Origin of the sequence: Peribacillus sp. B-H-3, assembly GCF_048572925.1 — a bacterium.
Taxonomy (GTDB): Bacteria; Bacillota; Bacilli; order Bacillales; family DSM-1321; genus Peribacillus.
In genome coordinates, this window is the sequence record NZ_CP183879.1 from 3,541,570 (window position 1) to 3,559,980 (window position 18,411).

Annotated in this window: 19 protein-coding genes, 1 pseudogene and 1 riboswitch; of the genes and pseudogenes, 4 read left to right on the forward strand and 16 right to left on the reverse strand. The window is 41.6% G+C overall.

Going from position 1 to position 18,411, the window contains the following annotated elements; all coding sequences use genetic code 11:
• Positions 1 to 2: 2 nt before the first annotated feature.
• Positions 3 to 815 carry a molybdate ABC transporter substrate-binding protein gene (gene modA / locus ACN6MY_RS17575; protein WP_419881343.1) on the reverse strand — a complete coding sequence of 271 codons (813 nt, stop codon included), beginning with the start codon at positions 813 to 815 and terminating at the stop codon, positions 3 to 5.
• Between the two features lie 142 nt (positions 816 to 957).
• On the opposite strand from modA, the gene ACN6MY_RS17580 reads away from it, so the two are divergent.
• On the forward strand, positions 958 to 1,890 hold the full coding sequence (locus ACN6MY_RS17580; RefSeq protein ID WP_419881344.1) for a substrate-binding domain-containing protein: 933 nt from the start codon (positions 958 to 960) through the stop codon (positions 1,888 to 1,890).
• A gap of 14 nt (positions 1,891 to 1,904) precedes the next feature.
• Here ACN6MY_RS17580 and ACN6MY_RS17585 read toward each other — a convergent pair whose 3' ends face one another.
• The 3 genes from ACN6MY_RS17585 to ACN6MY_RS17595 all read right to left on the reverse strand — a co-directional run bounded on the left by ACN6MY_RS17585 (position 1,905) and on the right by ACN6MY_RS17595 (position 6,414).
• Positions 1,905 to 2,330: a DUF2500 domain-containing protein gene (locus ACN6MY_RS17585; RefSeq protein ID WP_419881345.1), complete on the reverse strand. Its 426-nt coding sequence runs from the start codon at positions 2,328 to 2,330 to the stop codon at positions 1,905 to 1,907.
• Between the two features lie 245 nt (positions 2,331 to 2,575).
• The gene (locus ACN6MY_RS17590; protein WP_419881346.1) at positions 2,576 to 5,140 is read right to left on the reverse strand and encodes a vitamin B12-dependent ribonucleotide reductase; all 2,565 of its coding nucleotides are present in this window, start codon (positions 5,138 to 5,140) and stop codon (positions 2,576 to 2,578) included.
• A gap of 437 nt (positions 5,141 to 5,577) precedes the next feature.
• A complete protein-coding gene (locus tag ACN6MY_RS17595) occupies positions 5,578 to 6,414 on the reverse strand; it encodes a lipoate--protein ligase family protein (protein WP_419881347.1) in 837 nt (278 codons plus the stop codon).
• Between the two features lie 189 nt (positions 6,415 to 6,603).
• On the opposite strand from ACN6MY_RS17595, the gene ACN6MY_RS17600 reads away from it, so the two are divergent.
• Entirely contained in the window at positions 6,604 to 6,984 is a 381-nt protein-coding gene (locus tag ACN6MY_RS17600; RefSeq protein WP_071350306.1) for a rhodanese-like domain-containing protein, read from the forward strand.
• A 124-nt stretch (positions 6,985 to 7,108) separates the two neighbouring features.
• On the opposite strand, the gene ACN6MY_RS17605 is transcribed toward ACN6MY_RS17600, so the two are convergent.
• The 6 genes and pseudogenes from ACN6MY_RS17605 to gcvT all read right to left on the reverse strand — a co-directional run bounded on the left by ACN6MY_RS17605 (position 7,109) and on the right by gcvT (position 13,179).
• A complete protein-coding gene (locus ACN6MY_RS17605; RefSeq protein ID WP_419881348.1) occupies positions 7,109 to 7,540 on the reverse strand; it encodes an NUDIX hydrolase in 432 nt (143 codons plus the stop codon).
• Positions 7,541 to 7,743: 203 nt separating this feature from the next.
• Positions 7,744 to 8,610 carry an IS3 family transposase gene (locus ACN6MY_RS17610; RefSeq protein ID WP_419881046.1) on the reverse strand — a complete coding sequence of 289 codons (867 nt, stop codon included), beginning with the start codon at positions 8,608 to 8,610 and terminating at the stop codon, positions 7,744 to 7,746.
• Positions 8,574 to 9,137: a transposase gene (locus ACN6MY_RS17615; protein WP_419881349.1), complete on the reverse strand. Its 564-nt coding sequence runs from the start codon at positions 9,135 to 9,137 to the stop codon at positions 8,574 to 8,576. Before ACN6MY_RS17615 ends, ACN6MY_RS17610 begins: the two co-directional genes overlap by 37 nt.
• A 119-nt stretch (positions 9,138 to 9,256) precedes the next feature.
• Positions 9,257 to 10,717 (reverse strand): aminomethyl-transferring glycine dehydrogenase subunit GcvPB, encoded by a 1,461-nt coding sequence (gene gcvPB, locus ACN6MY_RS17620; protein WP_090989195.1) that lies wholly within the window; start codon positions 10,715 to 10,717, stop codon positions 9,257 to 9,259.
• Positions 10,710 to 12,055: pseudogene (gene gcvPA / locus ACN6MY_RS17625) on the reverse strand (aminomethyl-transferring glycine dehydrogenase subunit GcvPA). The gene gcvPB and the pseudogene gcvPA overlap by 8 nt, the downstream one beginning before the upstream one ends.
• A 17-nt stretch (positions 12,056 to 12,072) precedes the next feature.
• Positions 12,073 to 13,179, reverse strand: coding sequence for a glycine cleavage system aminomethyltransferase GcvT (gene gcvT, locus ACN6MY_RS17630; RefSeq protein WP_419881350.1), 1,107 nt, complete (start codon positions 13,177 to 13,179; stop codon positions 12,073 to 12,075).
• A gap of 199 nt (positions 13,180 to 13,378) precedes the next feature.
• Positions 13,379 to 13,467, reverse strand: a riboswitch (glycine riboswitch).
• Between the two features lie 271 nt (positions 13,468 to 13,738).
• Here gcvT and ACN6MY_RS17635 point away from each other — a divergent pair.
• Together ACN6MY_RS17635 and ACN6MY_RS17640 are read left to right on the forward strand one after the other, a co-directional pair.
• Positions 13,739 to 15,427 (forward strand): DEAD/DEAH box helicase, encoded by a 1,689-nt coding sequence (locus ACN6MY_RS17635; RefSeq protein ID WP_419881351.1) that lies wholly within the window; start codon positions 13,739 to 13,741, stop codon positions 15,425 to 15,427.
• Positions 15,405 to 16,220 carry a YqhG family protein gene (locus tag ACN6MY_RS17640; protein ID WP_419884203.1) on the forward strand — a complete coding sequence of 272 codons (816 nt, stop codon included), beginning with the start codon at positions 15,405 to 15,407 and terminating at the stop codon, positions 16,218 to 16,220. The genes ACN6MY_RS17635 and ACN6MY_RS17640 overlap by 23 nt, the downstream gene beginning before the upstream one ends.
• 79 nt (positions 16,221 to 16,299) lie before the next feature.
• Here the strand turns inward: ACN6MY_RS17640 and ACN6MY_RS17645 are convergent, their stop codons facing one another.
• Genes ACN6MY_RS17645 through comGC form a run of 6 tightly spaced genes read right to left on the reverse strand, consistent with a single transcriptional unit; the run spans position 16,300 to position 18,403 of the window.
• Positions 16,300 to 16,476, reverse strand: coding sequence for a YqzE family protein (locus tag ACN6MY_RS17645; RefSeq protein WP_419881352.1), 177 nt, complete (start codon positions 16,474 to 16,476; stop codon positions 16,300 to 16,302).
• A gap of 51 nt (positions 16,477 to 16,527) precedes the next feature.
• On the reverse strand, positions 16,528 to 16,908 hold the full coding sequence (gene comGG / locus ACN6MY_RS17650) for a competence type IV pilus minor pilin ComGG (protein WP_419881353.1): 381 nt from the start codon (positions 16,906 to 16,908) through the stop codon (positions 16,528 to 16,530).
• A complete protein-coding gene (gene comGF, locus ACN6MY_RS17655) occupies positions 16,901 to 17,338 on the reverse strand; it encodes a competence type IV pilus minor pilin ComGF (protein ID WP_419881354.1) in 438 nt (145 codons plus the stop codon). Before comGF ends, comGG begins: the two co-directional genes overlap by 8 nt.
• On the reverse strand, positions 17,319 to 17,654 hold the full coding sequence (locus ACN6MY_RS17660) for a hypothetical protein (RefSeq protein ID WP_419881355.1): 336 nt from the start codon (positions 17,652 to 17,654) through the stop codon (positions 17,319 to 17,321). Before ACN6MY_RS17660 ends, comGF begins: the two co-directional genes overlap by 20 nt.
• On the reverse strand, positions 17,641 to 18,117 hold the full coding sequence (gene comGD, locus ACN6MY_RS17665; protein WP_419881356.1) for a competence type IV pilus minor pilin ComGD: 477 nt from the start codon (positions 18,115 to 18,117) through the stop codon (positions 17,641 to 17,643). The genes ACN6MY_RS17660 and comGD overlap by 14 nt, the downstream gene beginning before the upstream one ends.
• The gene (gene comGC / locus ACN6MY_RS17670; RefSeq protein ID WP_419881357.1) at positions 18,092 to 18,403 is read right to left on the reverse strand and encodes a competence type IV pilus major pilin ComGC; all 312 of its coding nucleotides are present in this window, start codon (positions 18,401 to 18,403) and stop codon (positions 18,092 to 18,094) included. The genes comGD and comGC overlap by 26 nt, the downstream gene beginning before the upstream one ends.
• Positions 18,404 to 18,411 lie beyond the last annotated feature (8 nt).

The window sequence follows — 18,411 nt, forward strand, 5'->3', positions numbered from 1 at the left end:
CACTATTGTAATTTTTTAAATCCATACTTTTCTAACGTCTTCATTGATTGCTCATTTTGAAGATAATCGTAGAATAGTTGGGTTTCTTTTGAATGGGTACTATTCTTAATCACACCTGCTGGATATATGATTGGATCATGGGTGTTATCCATTGCAGTGGCTACAATTTTAACCTTTTTAGAAGTTAATGCATCCGTTTTATAGACAATTCCTGCGTCAACATTGTTCGTCTCTACATATGTAAGCACTTGTCGAACATCTTTTCCAAATACGACTTTCCCTTCAATTGACTTCCAGACATTTAATTTATCTAATGTCTGCTTACCATATTGCCCAGCTGGAACAGACTCAGGAGTTCCAAGTGCGATTTTATCAGCGTTGGTAAGATCTTCAAATGTTTTAATTCCTTTAGTTGAATTTTTTGGTACAACCAAGACAAGATCGTTACCTACTAAATCTTTTCCATTTTTCTCTTTAATCAGTCCTTCTTGAACTAACTTCTGAAACTTGTCCTCAGCAGCAGAAAAGAACAAATCAACAGGTGCTCCCTGAGAAATTTGCTGCTGTAATGCTCCTGAAGCCCCAAAGTTATAATTTATAGTGACATTAGGGTGTTTCTTTTCATAATCCGCTTTAATATCCGTTAAGGCATCCTGCAAACTTGCAGCTGCTGAAATGGTTAATTCCACTTTCTTTTCAGAATCTGCTTGTTTCTTTTCTTCTGTTTTGTTGGTATGTTCTTTTGTTGAACAACCGGATAAGGCTAATAAAACCAGCATCATCGTTAAAAATAATAAATAGAATTTTTTCATCATACTCTCCCTTTCAAACTAATTATAACTAATTATAATTAGTTATAATTAAAATGAACAGGAAAAAATTTTGAATTTCACCTTTTCAATAGAGAATTTACTTTTCTTGACTACATTAAGTTAAAATAAAAGAGGAGGGGATTTTATGTCAAAGGAGCTTTCCTATACCATTGAAGAGGTTTCACAGTTCTTAAAAGTATCGAAATTAACCCTATATGACCTTGTCAAAAAAGGTGAAATGCCTGTATTTCGGGTGGGAAGACAGATGAGGATTGATGCAAAAGACTTGGATAATTATATTAACAATCATAAAACCATTCAGGAGCCTTCTCATAAAAATCCTGTAAATGATCTCCGCCAGGATGGAACAAAGGATTCACATAAGATTGTAATTAGCGGACAAGACCTAGTATTAGATATGCTGGGTAAACATATTGAGAAAAATTCATCCTTTAAGTCATTTAGGTCCTTTACCGGGAGTCTAAACAGCCTAATCTCTATGTACAACGGAGAAGGTGACATCGTTAGCTTGCATCTGTTTGACGGAGACACAGGAGAGTATAACCTGCCTTATATAAAAAAAATTTTGGTTAGTACCCCTTTTATTTTAATTAATCTACTTTCAAGAAAAGCCGGTTTGTACGTAAAAAAAGGAAACCCTTTAAGTCTCACTTCATGGGTTGATTTAAACCGAGATGATGTGAAAATTATTAACAGAGAGAAAGGATCAGGAGCAAGGATTCTTCTTGATGAACAACTCAGAATCAACAAAATTCCCTTCAGTAACATTAAGGGATATGAACATGAAGAAACCAGCCACCTAAGTATTGCTTCAGCGGTCTCTTCTGGAATTGCAGATGTAGGAGTGGGAATTGAAAAAGCTGCCAAAATCGCTGGAATTGATTTTATTCCGTTAATTACAGAACAATATGACTTAGTAATATTAAAAACCCCTAAAACCGAAGGACTTATACGCTCTGTAAAAGCAATTCTATCCTCTATGCAATTTCAATCGGAAGTAAAATCTTTAGGAGATTACGATACCTCACAGACAGGAAAAATAATATACGAAACATAGTAAAAGAAGGCTTCTTAATTGTAGAAGCCTTCTTTTTTAGCGTTTTCAATCTGCTTTTTCCTAGTATAATTAATATATCTTGTTCCTTGAAAGGTTAATGTGCCGGTATCTCCTTCTGCAAGAATACCATACTCCTTGCCTGAAACATGAAATTCTGACCGGTCGCCACTCTCGAATTCAAATGTAATAAAGTAACTTGTTGAGGAGCTATGAGAGGGGGCATTTTGATCATGATGATGAGTATGTCTCCTTACATTTGTTCGTTTAATTTTTACGATTGCCGGAACAGATAAGCGAGGAGATTCCTCATTCTTCTTCCATTGCCTAAGTCCCATGAATAAACTAAAAATTATTCCTACAAAAATGATAACAAAAATAATTCCTATAAATATCGGGACAGCTGTGAAAAGCCAATCCCCGCCTTCACCAGCACCAAACATTATTTATTCCTCCTTATTTGTGGTATGTTCTAGTGAAATTTTTAAATATAAATCCATTTATGCTTGAGCCAATCCCAGATTCACGATCTTCTTTCATCCATTTGTCGATTCTAGATGCTCTTGTTTTTTTGACATAAAAAAATACCCCTTTAGACAATATTATCCAAAGAGGTATTTATTCACAACTTTTTTATAACCATCGCAACTTTATTTCAAAGCTACACAAAAACAAGGATGCATAATTTTTACAAGCCGCATTTTAATTGGGCACCGCAGTTTGTGCAGGTGTTGCAGCCGCCCATTTCCTTAACTTCGCCTTTTCGGCAGACCGGGCAGGTGTTTCCTACTTCAGAGCCGATTGTCATATTTGTGGAGCGAAGTTCATTGATTGTATCCACTAAGACTATTTTTTTCTTTTCCTGTGAAACAGGTTCTTCATATTTTTCTTCATCAAATGTATTTTCTTCGGCTTTCAGTGTCAATACCTGGCTGTCACGGCTTCCATCTACATAAACGGTTCCGCCTTTGGCACCGCCTTTGTATAAGCGTTCGTATACCTTCTGAACCTGGTCCACATTATAGCCTTTAGGGGCGTTGACGGTTTTGCTGATGGAACTGTCAATCCAGCGCTGAATGATGCACTGTACGTCTGCATGTGCTTCCGGTGCCAGTTCCATGGCTGAAATAAACCATTCCGGCAAATTGTCGCTATCTGTCTCTGGATGCGCTGCAAGATATTCCTGGACAATATCTGCCTTCACCTCAATAAATTTACCTAAGCGGCCGCTGCGGAAATAGGTGAATGAAAAATACGGTTCAAGGCCTGTTGAAACGCCCACCATTGTTCCGGTGCTTCCTGTCGGCGCCACTGTCAGCAAGTGGGAATTGCGGATTCCGTATTTGATAATGTCTTCACGGATATCCTCAGGCATTTTTTTCATGAATCCTGACTGGATAAAAGCATTTCTTAACTCTAGAGTCTCCGCTTCAGTCGAGCCAGTCAGGAACGGGAAGCTTCCTTTTTCCTTTGCCAGCTCGATCGAAGCCCTGTAAGCTGATACAGCAATTGTTTCAAACACTTTGTCAATCAGCACATTGCCTTCCACGGAACCATATTCTGTTTCACAGTAAATCAATAAATCATGCAGTCCCATAACGCCAAGGCCTACCCTGCGCTCTCCAAGTGCCTGATTTTTATTTTCTGCAAGAAAGTATGGAGTGGCATCAATTACGTTATCCTGCATCCTGACTCCAATTTCCACGGTCTGCTTCAACTTTTCAAAATTGACGGTTTTGTTTTCCTTATCCGCCATTTCAGCAAGGTTAACCGCAGCCAGGTTGCATACAGAATATGGTGCAAGGGGCTGTTCGCCGCACGGGTTGGTTGCTACAACCTGCTGGCCATAGCTCTTTGCATTCGTCATGTCATTAGCATTATCGATAAAGAAAATGCCTGGTTCAGCCGAATAAGTCGCACATATATTGATCAGGTTCCAAAGCTCTTTTGCCTGGATTTTTCTGTATACACGTACTTTCAAGCCGCGTTTTTCCCATTCGCGGACATCACCGACTTCATGCCAATCCCGGTTGTAAATTTCCATTTCTTCCGGGCTGTACCCTTCTGTATCCGGGAATCTCAGCTCATAGACTCCGTCGTTTTCAACAGCTTCCATAAATTCCTTTGTCAGGCAGACTGAAATATTGGCGCCAGTAAGGAATTCCTGGTTATGCACGCTGTAATTTCCGCCAGTCCTGATCTTTTCTTCCGCTTCCCTGATGATTTTATCATTAAATCCGCCCAATCCAGGAATATGCTTATAATTGATGATGCCCTGGTACATGGATTCTTCCTGCTCGCTAAGTGGAGTGAACTTCAGCTTTTCATTTGCATATTTCCTGATCGTCTCGTCCTCTGTGTTTTCCATGAGATATCTCAGGATACGCGGGTTTTGCATCTTGGAAATGATGAACTCAATAATATCAGGATGCCAGTCAGCAAGCATGATCATTTGTGCGCCGCGCCTGCTTCCGCCTTGCTCAACAAGATGTGTCAGCTTTGCAATATCATCCAGCCATGAAACGGAGCCCGATGATTTTCCGTTTACACCCTTTGCAAGGGCATTGCGCGGACGAAGTGTCGAACCATTCGTTCCGACACCGCCGCCGCGGCTCATGATTTCCATGACCTGCTTTCTATGCTCGGAGATGCCTTCACGGGAATCCTGGATAAAAGGCATAACATAGCAGTTGAAATAGGTTACATCTGTATTGGCACCCGCACCATATAGCACCCTTCCAGCTGGAACAAAGTTCATATTCGACAATTCCTGATAATATTTATCAAACCATTCCTTCTGCTTATCTTCCGCAGCTTCCACAGAAACAAGGCCTGTCGCATTTCTTTTCGCAATTTGCTCATAAAAAACTTCGAGAGGTTTTTCAATAACATCAAGCGGACGGTTTACGATGCCAGTCTCCACTTCCTCCTGGGTGTCAAGCGAACCGCGGTACTCATCTTCAACCGAAACCTTCGCCTTTTTGTTTTCCCAATCTATGTCTGTAATATAGCCAAGCCCTCTTGCCGGAAATTTCGGATCTTCCTTGATTGTCAATACAACAAAATCCCCGATGGCCAATGTAATTTTCTCTGTATCCTTAAAGGAATAACGGTCAAGCATTACAAGCCTTGAAACTCCTTTATGGGCTGTTTTCATTTCAGGCGTTACAGGATGAACCTGCGGAAATAAAGAAATATCCTTATTCAGCCTGTCCACATTTATTTTCCTCGTTTGGTTCAGTATTACAGACATGATTCCCTCTCCTTTGTGTATCCATTTCTGATGTGTATACATTTCTGACTTTAACTGTTCGAATCTATATGTAGTGCTTCTTTTTCCATTCGAGTTAAAAGATACCCTCAATTTATCACAACAAAACCATGAAATCAATATATAGTGTTCGAATTAACAAATTAACCACTATATATTGAATTTAGTTAGTGATAATTTCTTTTTGTCAAACTCCATAAAACCTCCAAGCAAAAGAAAAAGGAAGAAAAATATCGATTTTTGTTAGTTTTTGAAGGTATTTCGAACATTTCAGGAGTTGCTTTTTTATTAAGCTAAAGAAGCCTTTATTATCAATGATTTTTAAAATCCTTCAAAAAAAATAAATATTTTTTTTCGGGTTTACTTCTTGGCTGGAGGAAAATAAGACAAATAAAAAAAGCGGCCAATGCCGCTTTAAGTTATCTCATAAAATTCCAGTCATCGCTTTCATATTTGCTTTTGGCAATTTCATTCACTTCTGCAAGCTGTACCTCTGATAGCTGATATGGCTGCAGATTGATGCTTAGTCCCTCAGCAAAACCCTTTTCAAAGGCCGTTTTTGCTTCTTCAAGGGAAATAGTCCGTCCCGCAATATCGTTAATGGCAACCGCCTTGCTTTTAAAGCTCTTCATCATTCTTTCCTTGAGCCTGTCACTTGAAAAGTTAAATAAGCTGAACAGCTTTTCATCTTCCAGATCCAATAAAATGGAGCCATGCTGCAGAATCACGCCTTTTTGGCGCGTTTGTGCGCTGCCGGCCACTTTCCTTCCCTCCACCACAAGCTCATACCAGCTTGGTGCATCAAAACAAACCGACGAACGCGGCTCCTTTAGGGCGTTCTTTTCTTTTTCTGTTCTGGGGACTGCGAAATACGCATCCAGCCCTAAATTTATAAACCCTTTAAGTATTCCTTCTGATATTACCCGGTAAGCCTCTGTTACATTTTTAGGCATATCCGGATATTCTTCATTCACGATGACGCTATATGTAAGTTCGTGTTCATGCAGGACAGCGCGGCCTCCAGTAGGCCGTCTCACAAAGCCAAGCCCCTGCTTTTTGACTTCTTCAAGATTAATTTCTTTTTCTGCTTTTTGGAAATATCCGATGGAAAGAGTGGCAGGATCCCAGCCATAAAACCGGATAATCGGCGGTATCTTCCCGGCACTGTGCCAGTTTAATAGTGCTTCATCCATGGCCATATTAAAGGATGGGGAGCAATTCCCGGAATCAATAAAGGCCCAAGTTTCCTTATTCATATATAACCCTCTTCACTGCTTAGTATTTCTATCCAATTGTAGTTTAACAAAATTGGCACTTAATAAAAAGGAAATAGCTTTATCGCAGGATAATGATAAACACTGGAAAAATCTTTTGATTATCGTGCGCTGTAATTATATAATAAGTGGTGTCTGCAAGTTGGATTTAGTCAGAAAGGAGAATTTTTCATGGGATTATACATATTAATCGTCATCGCTGCTGCCGTTATTGTTTATTCAGCATTCAACTGGTTCAATCAGCGCCGTATTGTAAAAACGCTCAGCCAGGATGAATTCGTCGCCGGATACCGAAAGGCACAGCTGATTGATGTCCGCGAAACAAGCGAATATGATAACGGGCATATACTGGGTGCAAGAAATATTCCGCTTACCCAAATGAAGCCCCGCCTTAAAGAGCTTCGTCCGGACAAGCCGGTATATCTCTATTGCCAGAGCGGCCTAAGAAGCGCAAGGGCTGCACAGCTGCTTCACAAAAAAGGCTACAAAGAGCTGTATCATTTAAAAGGCGGCTTCAAGCAGTGGAGCGGAAAAATTAAGTCAAACAATTAATAACGCCTGCTGAACATTCAGCACTTCTATAAATATGAACGAAACAGGAATCCATCAGCAATGGATTCTTGTTTTGTCCCTAAATCTTTAAAGGTTAATCCCTATATAATTAAATATAAAACCGTTAAAATTCAATATAGAAAGGGTGTGTGTCTTCATTCAGACAGTATTCAATTCTTTCTCTGAAATTCTTCCAAGTGACCATTTCTAATGCTTGCTCAACAGGATAGAACCTTACTTCCAAACTTTCTGGTGAAGTCGTTAATTTGCCTCCAACCGGCTTAGCTAAAAACAGCGTATTGCATATGGAAGAGTTCACATTTTGGTATATTCCACAAAATTTTAAGACCTCAATATCAATACCTGTCTCTTCCTTTGTTTCCCTTATTGCAGCCTCTTTCAAAGATTCTCCTTCTTCAACTTGTCCGCCTGGCATTTCCCAGCCTCTTCTAGGTCCCTTTATTAATAGAATTTCCTTTTGTTCATTCAATACAATAGTCGCTGCTGAAACTATATGTTTTGGAGGTGAGTAAATATTTTGTGTGCTCTGTACCAATTGAATACCCCATTTCTTTATGTTCTTTAACGGAAAAGCTAATCATTTGGAAAATTTTGATAAATAAAGAATATCATAAGTCGCATTTGCTGAACAGGCTCTTTCAACAATCACCTTGCTAGCCGTTGTGTGGCCAATCATGAAAAAGCCGTACTTATTCCAAAAACATGGAATGGTGGTTACCCCCAAAAGTTAGAGTTTTATTATGCAGCTGATTGGCTAGATTGAGTTCGGTATTCGACTGGACTCAATCCAGCTAATTTTGTTTTTGATCGTTCATTGTTATACCAGTGGATATATTCTTCTATTCCACTTTTTAATTCTTCATAACTTACTAGTTTTTCCCCATAATACATTTCTTGCTTTAAAATGCCAAAGAAATTCTCCATCGAAGCGTTGTCTGCGCAGGTTGCTTTACGTGACATACTTTGAAATATTTTATTCTCTTTTAACGTCCTCACCCATTTGTTGTGTTGATAGTGCCAGCCTTGATCGGAATGGATCGTGGTGCGATAGGTCGCATGATTCTTTAGTACCTCTAATGTTTCTTTCAAAGGTTTCATGACAAGATCTAACGTTGGACGTTTCCCTATTTCAAACGCAACAATTTCTCCGTTATAAAGGTCAAGAATCGGATTTACATATAATTTCTCTCCGCCTAGACATTTGAATTCTGTAATATCGGTTACTAATTTTTGAAGAGGGACAGGTGTGCTAAAACGGCGAGATAATCGATTTTTCGCTACCTTTCCAATCGTCCCCTTATAGGAATTATAAGTACGAGATTTTCGCATGAATTTCACACATTTTAATCCTAGCTCCCGCATAATACGATAGACTTTTTTATGATTGACAAGGTGTCCTAGTTTCTTTAATTCCGTAGAAATACGTTTATAACCGTAGCGTTCATAAAACTTTTTAAATAGGTGTGCAATGAGTTCTTTTAATTTTATATCCGGGTCTTCTTTACCAAAACTTTTCACATGATAGTGATAAGTTGCTTCTGGAATTCCTACAACAAAGAGAATATCTTTTAATCGAAATCCTTCTTCTTTAAGTTCGAATGCCATCTTAGTTTGTGCTTTTCGTGAAAGGCGTTCGGATTCTCGCGAAAAGCTTTTAGCTTTTTTAGATACGCATTCTCCAGTCTTAGTAGTTCATTCTCACGTTCTAACTCTTCTTCTCGTGTTCCCTTTTTTTCTTCTTTTTTCTTCTGATTATTGGGTTTCTTAGACATAGAAGGCCGCCCCTTTGATTTTAGTTTCAGGCCTTCTACTCCCTGTTCTTGAAATGTTTTCATCCAGCGTCTAGTCAAGGAAGGGTGGTTCAAATTGAATTGAACAGCAGTTTCTAAATAAGAAGTACCTGTACGTAACATAAATTGTATCGTATCTAATTTAAATTGAACAGAATACTCCTTCTTCGTCTTTCTTCGTTTTAATCCTTCCATCCCCTGAGATTTATAGACTTTTACCCATTCCACGATTGGTGTCTGGCTGCCCATATTATATTTTTTTGCCAATGATTTATAGCCAAGATTTCCATCTAAATACTCGGTGACAAGCTTTATTTTAAATTCTTCACTATATTTAGCCATAAAAACACCCCCGAAAGTTCGATTTTTTCACTCTAACTTTCGGGGGTCGGTACCAATAAGTACGGCTTCTTTGTAGTTAGGCCTATCAATAGATCAAAAAGATTTTATGCTGCCTTGCCTTATTGCTTTAAATACCTGAGGACCGGCTTTCTGGCAGCGAGTGTTTCATCCAGCCGTTTAATGACGGTTGTATGCGGGGCTTCCTGCACGATTTCAGGGTTTTCCTCTGTTTCCTTAGCTATCTGGATCATCGCATCAATAAATGCATCAAGAGTTTCCTTGGATTCTGTTTCCGTCGGTTCAATCATCATGCATTCTTCCACATTCAATGGGAAGTAGATGGTTGGCGGATGGTATCCAAAATCAAGCAGCCTTTTTGCAATATCAAGGGTCCGTACTCCCAGCTTTTTCTGGCGCCTTCCGCTGATGACAAATTCATGCTTGCAATGCCTGTCAAACGGCAGGTCATAGTACGGTGCCAGCCTGCGCATCATGTAATTCGCATTAATGACTGCATTTTCCGTTACGGCCTTGAGTCCATCCGGCCCCATTGAACGGATATACGTATATGCCCTGACATTGATTCCAAAGTTGCCGTAATAAGGCTTTACACGGCCGATCGATTGTGGGCGGTCATGATCAAAGCCGTACGCTCCGTCTTTCTTTACAACCAGCGGCTTTGGCAAGAACGGAATAAGGTCGCTTTTCACACCAACCGGGCCTGAGCCGGGTCCGCCGCCGCCATGAGGGCCTGTAAATGTTTTGTGCAGATTTAAATGCACCACGTCAAATCCCATGTCGCCAGGGCGTGCCTTAGACAGTACCGCATTCAAGTTGGCTCCGTCATAATACAGCTTTCCACCTGCTTCATGGATAACCGCAGCCATTTCAAGAATATTTTCTTCAAATAAGCCCAGTGTATTTGGGTTGGTGAGCATCAATGCTGCTGTATCAGGACCAGTAACCCTTCTTAAATCCTCAAGATCGACCAGTCCATTTTCATCGGATTTTACAGTGACCGTCTCAAAGCCAGCTACTGTTGCTGAAGCAGGGTTTGTTCCATGCGCAGAATCCGGGACGATTACCTTTGTACGCCCATGATCTCCATTTGCCTCATGGAAAGCACGGATCATCATCAAACCTGTCCATTCCCCGTGAGCACCAGCTGCAGGCTGCAGGGTTACCTGATCCATGCCAGTGATTTCAATAAGATGCTCCTGCAGGTCATACATCAGTTCAAGCGCTCCCTGGACGGTGCCTTCATCCTGAAGCGGATGGATATGGGCAAAGCCTGAGATGCGGGCTGCCTGTTCATTGATTTTCGGATTATACTTCATTGTACATGAACCGAGCGGATAAAAACCTGAATCAACACCATGATTCCTGTGGGACAGAGCTGTATAATGGCGCATGATGTCGAGCTCTGAAACTTCAGGAAGCTCTGCTTCTTCTTCCCTTAGATATCCTTCAGGAAGCAAGTCTTCAAGCTTTGCTTCTTCAATATCCATTTCAGGCAGGCTATAGCCAATTCTTCCTGGTTTACTTAATTCAAAAATTAATGGCTGATCTTGGTTATTCATGGCTCTCCCCCAGTTCTTTGGCAAAAGCGTCAATTTCCTCTTTCGTCCTTAATTCTGTGACCGCTACAAGCATGTGATCTTTTAAATCAGGATAATCCGGCCCAAATCGAAACCGCCGATGATGCCTTTTTCAAATAAATTTTGATTGATTTCTTCATAAGATGCAGGAAGTTTAACGACAAATTCATTAAATGACGGGCCATCAAAAATAACTTCCAGACCCCTCTCCTTCAGTGCCTTCTTCGCATAAAAGGCTTTTTGGATATTTTGCACAGCAATTTCCTTCGCGCCTTTTTTGCCAAGTGCTGTCATGGCTACTGAAGCGGCAAGGGCATTCAAGGCCTGGTTCGAGCAAATGTTGGATGTTGCCTTGTCTCTCCTGATATGCTGTTCTCTCGCTTGCAAGGTAAGCACAAATCCGCGTTTTCCGTCTTCGTCCACTGTCTGGCCGACAAGACGCCCTGGAACCTTGCGCATTAATTTATTCGTTACGGCAAAATAGCCGCAGTGAGGACCACCAAAAGCCTGAGGGATCCCGAATGGCTGGGCATCGCCGGCAACGATATCGGCCCCGAATTTGCCTGGAGGCGTCAATGCCCCGAGTGCAAGCGGATTCGATGAAACAATAAACATGGATTTCACAGAATGAACAATTTCTTCTATTTCTTTCAGCGGTTCAATACGGCCGAAGAAATTCGGATACTGGACGATAACCCCTGCAATATCATCTGCCATCTGCTCTTTTAATGCCTCAAGGTCGGTAATTCCGTCACTGAAAGGAATTTCAATGACCTCCACATTCTGGCCTTTTGCGTATGATTTGACGACTTCCCTGGATTCAGGGTGCACAGCGCTGGAAAGCAGGATTTTCTTTCTTTTGGTATGCCCGGTGCTTAACATGGCCGCTTCAGCAAGGGACGTGCCTCCGTCATACATGGAGGAATTGGCAACATCCATCCCAGTCAACTCACAGATCATAGTCTGGAACTCAAAAATCGCCTGCAGCTCACCCTGCGAGATTTCTGGCTGGTATGGTGTATATGCTGTATAAAACTCTGAACGTGAAATGACATGATCAACAATAATAGGAGCATAATGATCATAAACACCTGCACCAAGAAAAGATGCATAGCTTTTTGTGTCGGCATTTTTCGAAGCCATTCTTGAAAGCTCTTTAATGAGAGATGATTCGGCTTTGGCCGGTTTGATGTTATATTCACCCTGGAAACGGACTTTTTCCGGTATGTCGCTGAAAAGCTCATCAACGGCTGAAACACCGATTTCAGCCAGCATTTCTTTTTTGTCTTGCTCTGTCATCGGCAAATAGCGATGCGTCATGTAACATTCATTCCCCTCTATTTTCTCGGTTTTTTATAAAAAGGTGTTGCTATGACTTTAGCTTTTAATCTTTTTGATCTTATTTCGACTTCCACTTCTGTGCCAATTTCAGTGAACTCCCTTTTTAATAGGGCAAGTCCCAAATTTTTCTTCAGTGTCGGAGACTGGGTGCCTGTAGTGATTTCACCAATCTGCTCTCCCTCGGCAAATACAGGGTAGCCATGGCGCGGAATCCCTCTGTCTATCATTTCAATTCCAGCGCTTCTTCTTGGGGCTCCTTCTTCTTTTTGCTTCTTTAAAACAGATTTCCCGTAGAAATCTGCCTCTTTATCGGTTTTGACAGCAAAGCCGATTCCCGCTTCAATCGGAGTGATATCAGCCGTAAGCTCCTGTCCGTAAAGAGCAAGATTAGCTTCAAACCGGAGCGTATCCCGGGCTCCAAGGCCAATAGGAAGGATGCCTTCCTCCTTGCCTGCAGCAAGGATCTCTCTCCAAAGAGCTGGCCCGGATTCACTTTCACAATAAATTTCAAATCCGTCCTCGCCTGTATAGCCCGTTCTTGAAACGAGCGCTGTGACTCCGTTCAAATCAACATCATCCTTGAATTTAAAAAACCCTATTTCACTCAAATCAGTATTTTTAGATAATTTTTGAAGCACGGTTTCCGCTGCCGGGCCCTGAAGTGCAAGCTGGGCATAATGAGAAGAAACATTTGTCAATTCAACATTCTCTATTAAGCTGGCCTGAAGCCACTCAAAATCTTTATCGATATTAGCAGCATTTACTACCAGAAGATATTCTTCATCCGATTTTTTATAAACGATCAAATCATCAACAGTTCCGCCATTTTCATAGCACATGGCTGTATATTGGGCTCCGCCGGGCTGCAGCTTCAGGATATCATTTGTCAGCATCTTCTGAAGAAATTCAATGCTTCCGGGTCCCTTCACTTCAAATTCACCCATATGAGATACATCGAATAGCCCCGCTTTGGTCCGGACCGTTTCATGCTCTTCCTTTATTCCGGAAAACTGGACAGGCAATTCCCACCCGCCAAAATCAATCGTTTTGCCCCCGCTCTCACGGTACACTTCGAATAATGGTGTTCTTTTTAATTCTGTCAAAATGCTGCCTCCTTAAAAATAAGATTAAAAATCTTTCTTTTGCGGCTCATACAACGTTTCAGCTTTCTTAGAAAAAAGGGCATAAAAAAGGACAGAGCTGCCCTGTTTGGGCATAATTCTCTGTCCTGAAACCTGAAAGTTTACCTTTAGTAGGCTTTCCCCTTTGGTGGTCCCGTAACGTGGACTCTCTCCAGAGCTGCGTCCAGCAAGAGTTCTTTTGCCTGAGAGATTCGCTGTTAAGCTTGCTCCTTCGGCGCTGCGCCATGCAGTCTCTCCCCATGCCTTCATCCGCTTATATTTTAAAGACCCATTGTACATACTATGAGAAAACCAGCAATCTAATCATTTATCAGAGGCTGCAGTTATGTTTTCTGCCAGTATGAAAATTTGTAAAACTCAAATTCTATTCCCATCCTACCATTAAGAATGTTTTTTCCGCAATAACTTTTATCTTGAAAACGCAAACAACTTACTAATTTTATTTTTCTACCTTCTAATGTTCGTGTTTAGCTCGATTTTATAGATATCACATTATTCATTCTGCTTAGGGGGCAAGACCATGAAGATTGAAATAAGCTTCGATCAAGACTGGGGAGAAGAGTTTTTACAAAAGATTGAGAAAGACGGGCCATGGGCTAACTGGGACTTGTATAAACTGGCCGCAGATATCGAAAGGCAGCTCGTTGTCCCGGATTTTGAAGGTCTGCAGGCGCCAAAGCATCTGCCGCAATTAGTCCCGCTGCCCCATCAGCTTGAGGCAGCAAAACAGGTAGTGGAAGAAATGAATGGAAAAGCGATCCTTGCCGATGAGGTAGGGCTTGGAAAGACGATTGAAGCAGGGCTTATATTAAAGGAATACATGATCCGCGGCCTGGTCAAAAAAGTCCTGATTCTTGTACCCGCTTCCCTTGTCAGCCAATGGGCGTTTGAACTGAATACCAAGTTTCACATTCCTGCAGTTGCCCAGAAAAAAAGCTATGTGTGGGAAGCCTGTGATTGTGTGGTGTCTTCGATCGATACGGCAAAGCGAGATCCGCACCGCGACATCATCTTTCAGCAGGAATACGATATGATCATTATTGATGAAGCACATAAACTCAAGAACAATAAAACTAAAAACTATGAGTTTGCACAGAATTTGAAGAAGAAGTTTTGCCTGCTTCTGACGGCAACACCAATTCAGAATAAACCGGAGGAAATCTTCCATCTTGTTTCCCTGCTGAAGCCGGGCCACCTGGGCAATGCCGCACTGTTTGCCGAGAAATATAAAGGCAAAGGCAGAAGCCTGAATGATGATGAACATCTGAAAGAACTGGTAAATACAGTCATGATTCGAAATCGCCGGGCCGATACCGGCATCGAGTGGACCAAAAGGATTGTGGAAACCATCATCATCGAGCTGTCTCCTACAGAGCGTGCCCTATATGATGGAGTCACGAATTTCAAGCCGGACTCAGGAGAAAAAACCGGAAGTGCCTTTTCGTCGCTCACGCTGCAAAGAGAAGCATGCAGCAGCCGGGAAGCTGTTTTTTATACATTAAAGAAGATGAAAGGAAAATATGAAAATCCTCCAGAGGAATTTTCAGCAAGACTTGATCATTTATTCACACTGGTGAATGAAACAGAACGGAACTCCAAGGCTGAGAAGGCACTAGAGCTGATCCAGAAAATTAATGATAAAGTGATCATTTTCACAGAATACCGGGCAACACAGCTTTATCTGCAGTGGTACCTGCAGCAGCATGGCATCAATTCCGTTCCCTTCAGGGGTGGCTTCAAACGAGGTAAAAAGGATTGGATGCGAGAGCTCTTCCAAAACCGGACACAGGTTTTGATTGCAACAGAAGCAGGCGGCGAAGGAATCAACCTTCAATTTTGCCATCATCTGATCAATTTTGACCTCCCGTGGAACCCGATGCGGCTTGAACAAAGAATCGGCCGGATTCACAGGCTTGGGCAAAAGGAAGATGTAAGAATTTATAACTTTGCCACCCAGGATACAGTCGAAGAACATATCCTGAAGCTTTTGTATGAAAAAATCAATTTATTTGAAAAGGTGATCGGCGAGCTTGATGATATCCTGACAAAATTGGATATCGGAAATATAGAGGAATATCTGGTGGATGTTGTCGGGGAATCCCGGACAGAAGGCGAAATGAAAATAAAAATGGAGAATCTTTCGTCGCTTATTAAATTCGCGCAGGAAATGAAGGATGGTGATCACTTTGCAGCAGCAGGAAATCCATGAGTTCCTAAAACAGTACTTCCAGTCCAACCAGTGTGAAATTCTTGAGGACCACAGCTCCCATCTGGTTGTCCAGCTTACGGTGGAAATGGATAAAGCGCTGATGAACCGCCCTTTTTATTGGCACTATCTTGAAAAAACCGGCGGCGAGCCCAACCCTCAGAAGCTGACATTAATTACGGATTCAGCTAAAGCACCTGAAGATCTTAAAGGCGAAGTGATACACTTCGGTTCGCCGCGTCTTCACCAGATTTTTGCTTCTACAAAGGAGCTTGCAGGATTCATCAGGCTTTATGAAGACATTGCACAGCAAGGAACAGCCAAACACTCCCTGTATCCTTGGCTGAATTTGAATGTGAAGGTTTCTTATCAGTGCGACAGGAAGAAAGATGTCTTCTTATCTGTTGCCCTCAATTTAATCTCAGGAGAAGTGCTGGATGAATTTCATGATAAAGTCCTCTCCTTAAAAATGACACCGAAAATTCCGGATTTTTCCTTTACGCTTTCGCCGCTTATCAAGCATAAAAGCGGGCTGTCGCGCCTGGATACCTTCATCCGGAAAAACTATGTGGAAGGTGATGACCATTCCTGGGCAGAAGAAGCGATAAACCGCTGGAATGCAGATCTTCAGCTCCTGGAGCATTTCTATGAAGATATGGAAGAAAAAAATGAAAGCTATTATACAGAAAAAGAAGCGCTTCGGGCTCAATATGAACCGAAAATCGACATCTCCATTGTAAATGGCGGATTATTTTACTTAACAGATTCCTTTTACCGGCAAAAAAATCATGCATAAAAAAACCGGTTAGCAGGGACCCCCTTCCTGTTATCCGGTTATTCCAATAAACATACCCTTTCGGCAGGAAAGGGCATGTTTACTTCCTTTTAATCAGCATTTTTAAAGCAAAAGGCATAATGCCAAACCAGGTGCTCATAAAGGGCTGCTTGTTTTCCTTTTTCATCTGCTTTTGCTCTTTGCGCTGATTTTTTGGCACATTTGTATACATCACAAACTGCTGCGTTAAAAATTTAATATAATCATTCGCTGACATCTTTATCACCCATTAGCAAGTATGCACAGATCGCCAGCTTTTTATACACGCCTACCTCTCCCTCCATTCAGTGATTTTGGCTGAAGATAGATTAAAAATAAAAATGGATTCACTTCTGCGCCCGGACTTTGTAGTGGCGAAAATCGTCACCTGAACGATTGCCAGGCCTTGTTTTTTCACCTGATAATACACGTCCCCATTTTGATAAAAGAAAATTCCGGTGCTGATTTTCCCTGTAATATCCTGAGGCAGCATTATAGAAAGATCCTTAGCTGCAAGCTTCAGCAAATGGTCGTTCACAAGCTTTTCTTCTGTCTCTTTGTGAAATTTCCTATCAGGTACATACTGGTCGATCGCAAATAGTGCTGCTGAAATGAAAGCTGCAGCAACCACCATCATTATCGGAAAAACCATGCCTTTTTGATTATTCATTCCTGCTCGTTATATAGGGCCTCAGAATTCTTGAAAAGGAAGCCCCTTCCTTGTCTGTCACTGTCAAAACAATCGACTTCCCCTCTTTTTTTGCATAAAAGCTTTTTATGTTCTGCAAAAGAACCTCATAGCCTACCCCGTTCAACTTCCTTCTTAATTTATCCTGATATTTCTCGATTGTTACCACATCGCTTCCGATGACTAAATACACCGTGTCACCGGATGCCTCCTGGCTTGTTGACTGCCTGACTTCCCTTTTTATCTGGTTGATGCAAATTTCCCATTCCCTGGGATTGATGCTGCTTTTAGATCCAAGGCTGGTATGAAGAATGGCAGCCATCTGCAGAACAAGAGAAGAAATTGACAGCAGCACAACAAGAGATGCGAGCATCTCCGCCATGGTAAATCCGTCATCTTTTCGCAGTATCACAAAATGTTTCTTCCCGCCCGTTTGCTTTTTTATATGTTATGCACCCTTCCATCATCCCCTGGGACACCGCAGATTCCCTCCAGGTTAATATATAGCTGTGCCCCCTGCTTTTAAGACTGCCTGATGCCTGTCCCTCTCCATCCATGTAAGCATCCAGCTGCTCATAAAGCAGATGATAAGCTTCTGTCTTCATGAAAAGATCACTCCGGTCATGGCGGATTTTGCTCATTATCGGGAAGATCGACACTGCCAGAAAGACGCATAGAAAAAAAGAAGCGAGCATTTCCAGATAAATATAGCCGCTAGAGTTTTTCAATTCGGAACCTTCCTTTGCCAATGTTAAGGGTCAGCTTGTAAGTGCCATCAGGGGTGAAAATAAACCAAGCGCCTGCTATCGATACGTTGCCATTGGAGGTGAAATAAATAATTAAGTTCATGGTCCCCTTCACGAAATCAATATCATGCGGAATTTGCCTGCTTCTGACAATTCCATCCTCCATTGTGTATATCTGATATTTTGAAAGAGCCGAATCTATTGCAAAACTGGTATAAGCCTGGTGGCTGATGGCATATTGCTGTGCATACAAAATATCATTGTTTAAATCAGTGAGGAATTGCCTTGTTTCCTGATGGTCCATAAACCTGGGATAAAGCCCCCAGGAGACAGAATAGATTAAGATGAAGATGCTTAAAACGATCAGCATCTCAGCGAGCGTGTAGCCTCCGTCACATTTCATTTTCACTAGGCAAATATCATTTTCCTCCATTATCCGATACACTTACCTGGCCGCCCGTATCAATAGTAACCGCTGACCCATTTGGACAGGTGGTTTCCTTCAGGTAGCCTTCTGTTTTTAACTCGGCAACTCCGGCGGGAAGCTTATTATGGTCAATCTGATAGGCCTCAACCTGAGCCTGCACCATTTTTGAAAAGGCTTCGCATCCCTTTGTCTGAATGGTTGATTGATGCTTGGTGATATTCGGGACTGTTATAATCAGCAAAATGGAAATGACTAATAATACAATGAGCATTTCAATAAGGGTAAAACCTTTTTCATTCATCATTTTTCCTC

Excerpts from the sequence above, each read along its gene's own strand:
- modA (WP_419881343.1), bottom strand. The coding sequence starts at position 815 with ATGATGAAAAAATTCTATTTATTATTTTTAACGATGATGCTGGTTTTA.
- ACN6MY_RS17580 (WP_419881344.1), top strand. The coding sequence starts at position 958 with ATGTCAAAGGAGCTTTCCTATACCATTGAAGAGGTTTCACAGTTCTTA.
- ACN6MY_RS17585 (WP_419881345.1), bottom strand. The coding sequence starts at position 2,330 with ATGTTTGGTGCTGGTGAAGGCGGGGATTGGCTTTTCACAGCTGTCCCG.
- ACN6MY_RS17590 (WP_419881346.1), bottom strand. The coding sequence starts at position 5,140 with ATGTCTGTAATACTGAACCAAACGAGGAAAATAAATGTGGACAGGCTG.
- ACN6MY_RS17595 (WP_419881347.1), bottom strand. The coding sequence starts at position 6,414 with ATGAATAAGGAAACTTGGGCCTTTATTGATTCCGGGAATTGCTCCCCA.
- ACN6MY_RS17600 (WP_071350306.1), top strand. The coding sequence starts at position 6,604 with ATGGGATTATACATATTAATCGTCATCGCTGCTGCCGTTATTGTTTAT.
- ACN6MY_RS17610 (WP_419881046.1), bottom strand. The coding sequence starts at position 8,610 with ATGGCATTCGAACTTAAAGAAGAAGGATTTCGATTAAAAGATATTCTC.
- ACN6MY_RS17615 (WP_419881349.1), bottom strand. The coding sequence starts at position 9,137 with ATGGCTAAATATAGTGAAGAATTTAAAATAAAGCTTGTCACCGAGTAT.
- gcvPB (WP_090989195.1), bottom strand. The coding sequence starts at position 10,717 with ATGAATAACCAAGATCAGCCATTAATTTTTGAATTAAGTAAACCAGGA.
- ACN6MY_RS17635 (WP_419881351.1), top strand. The coding sequence starts at position 13,739 with ATGAAGATTGAAATAAGCTTCGATCAAGACTGGGGAGAAGAGTTTTTA.
- ACN6MY_RS17645 (WP_419881352.1), bottom strand. The coding sequence starts at position 16,476 with ATGTCAGCGAATGATTATATTAAATTTTTAACGCAGCAGTTTGTGATG.
- comGG (WP_419881353.1), bottom strand. The coding sequence starts at position 16,908 with ATGAATAATCAAAAAGGCATGGTTTTTCCGATAATGATGGTGGTTGCT.
- comGC (WP_419881357.1), bottom strand. The coding sequence starts at position 18,403 with ATGATGAATGAAAAAGGTTTTACCCTTATTGAAATGCTCATTGTATTA.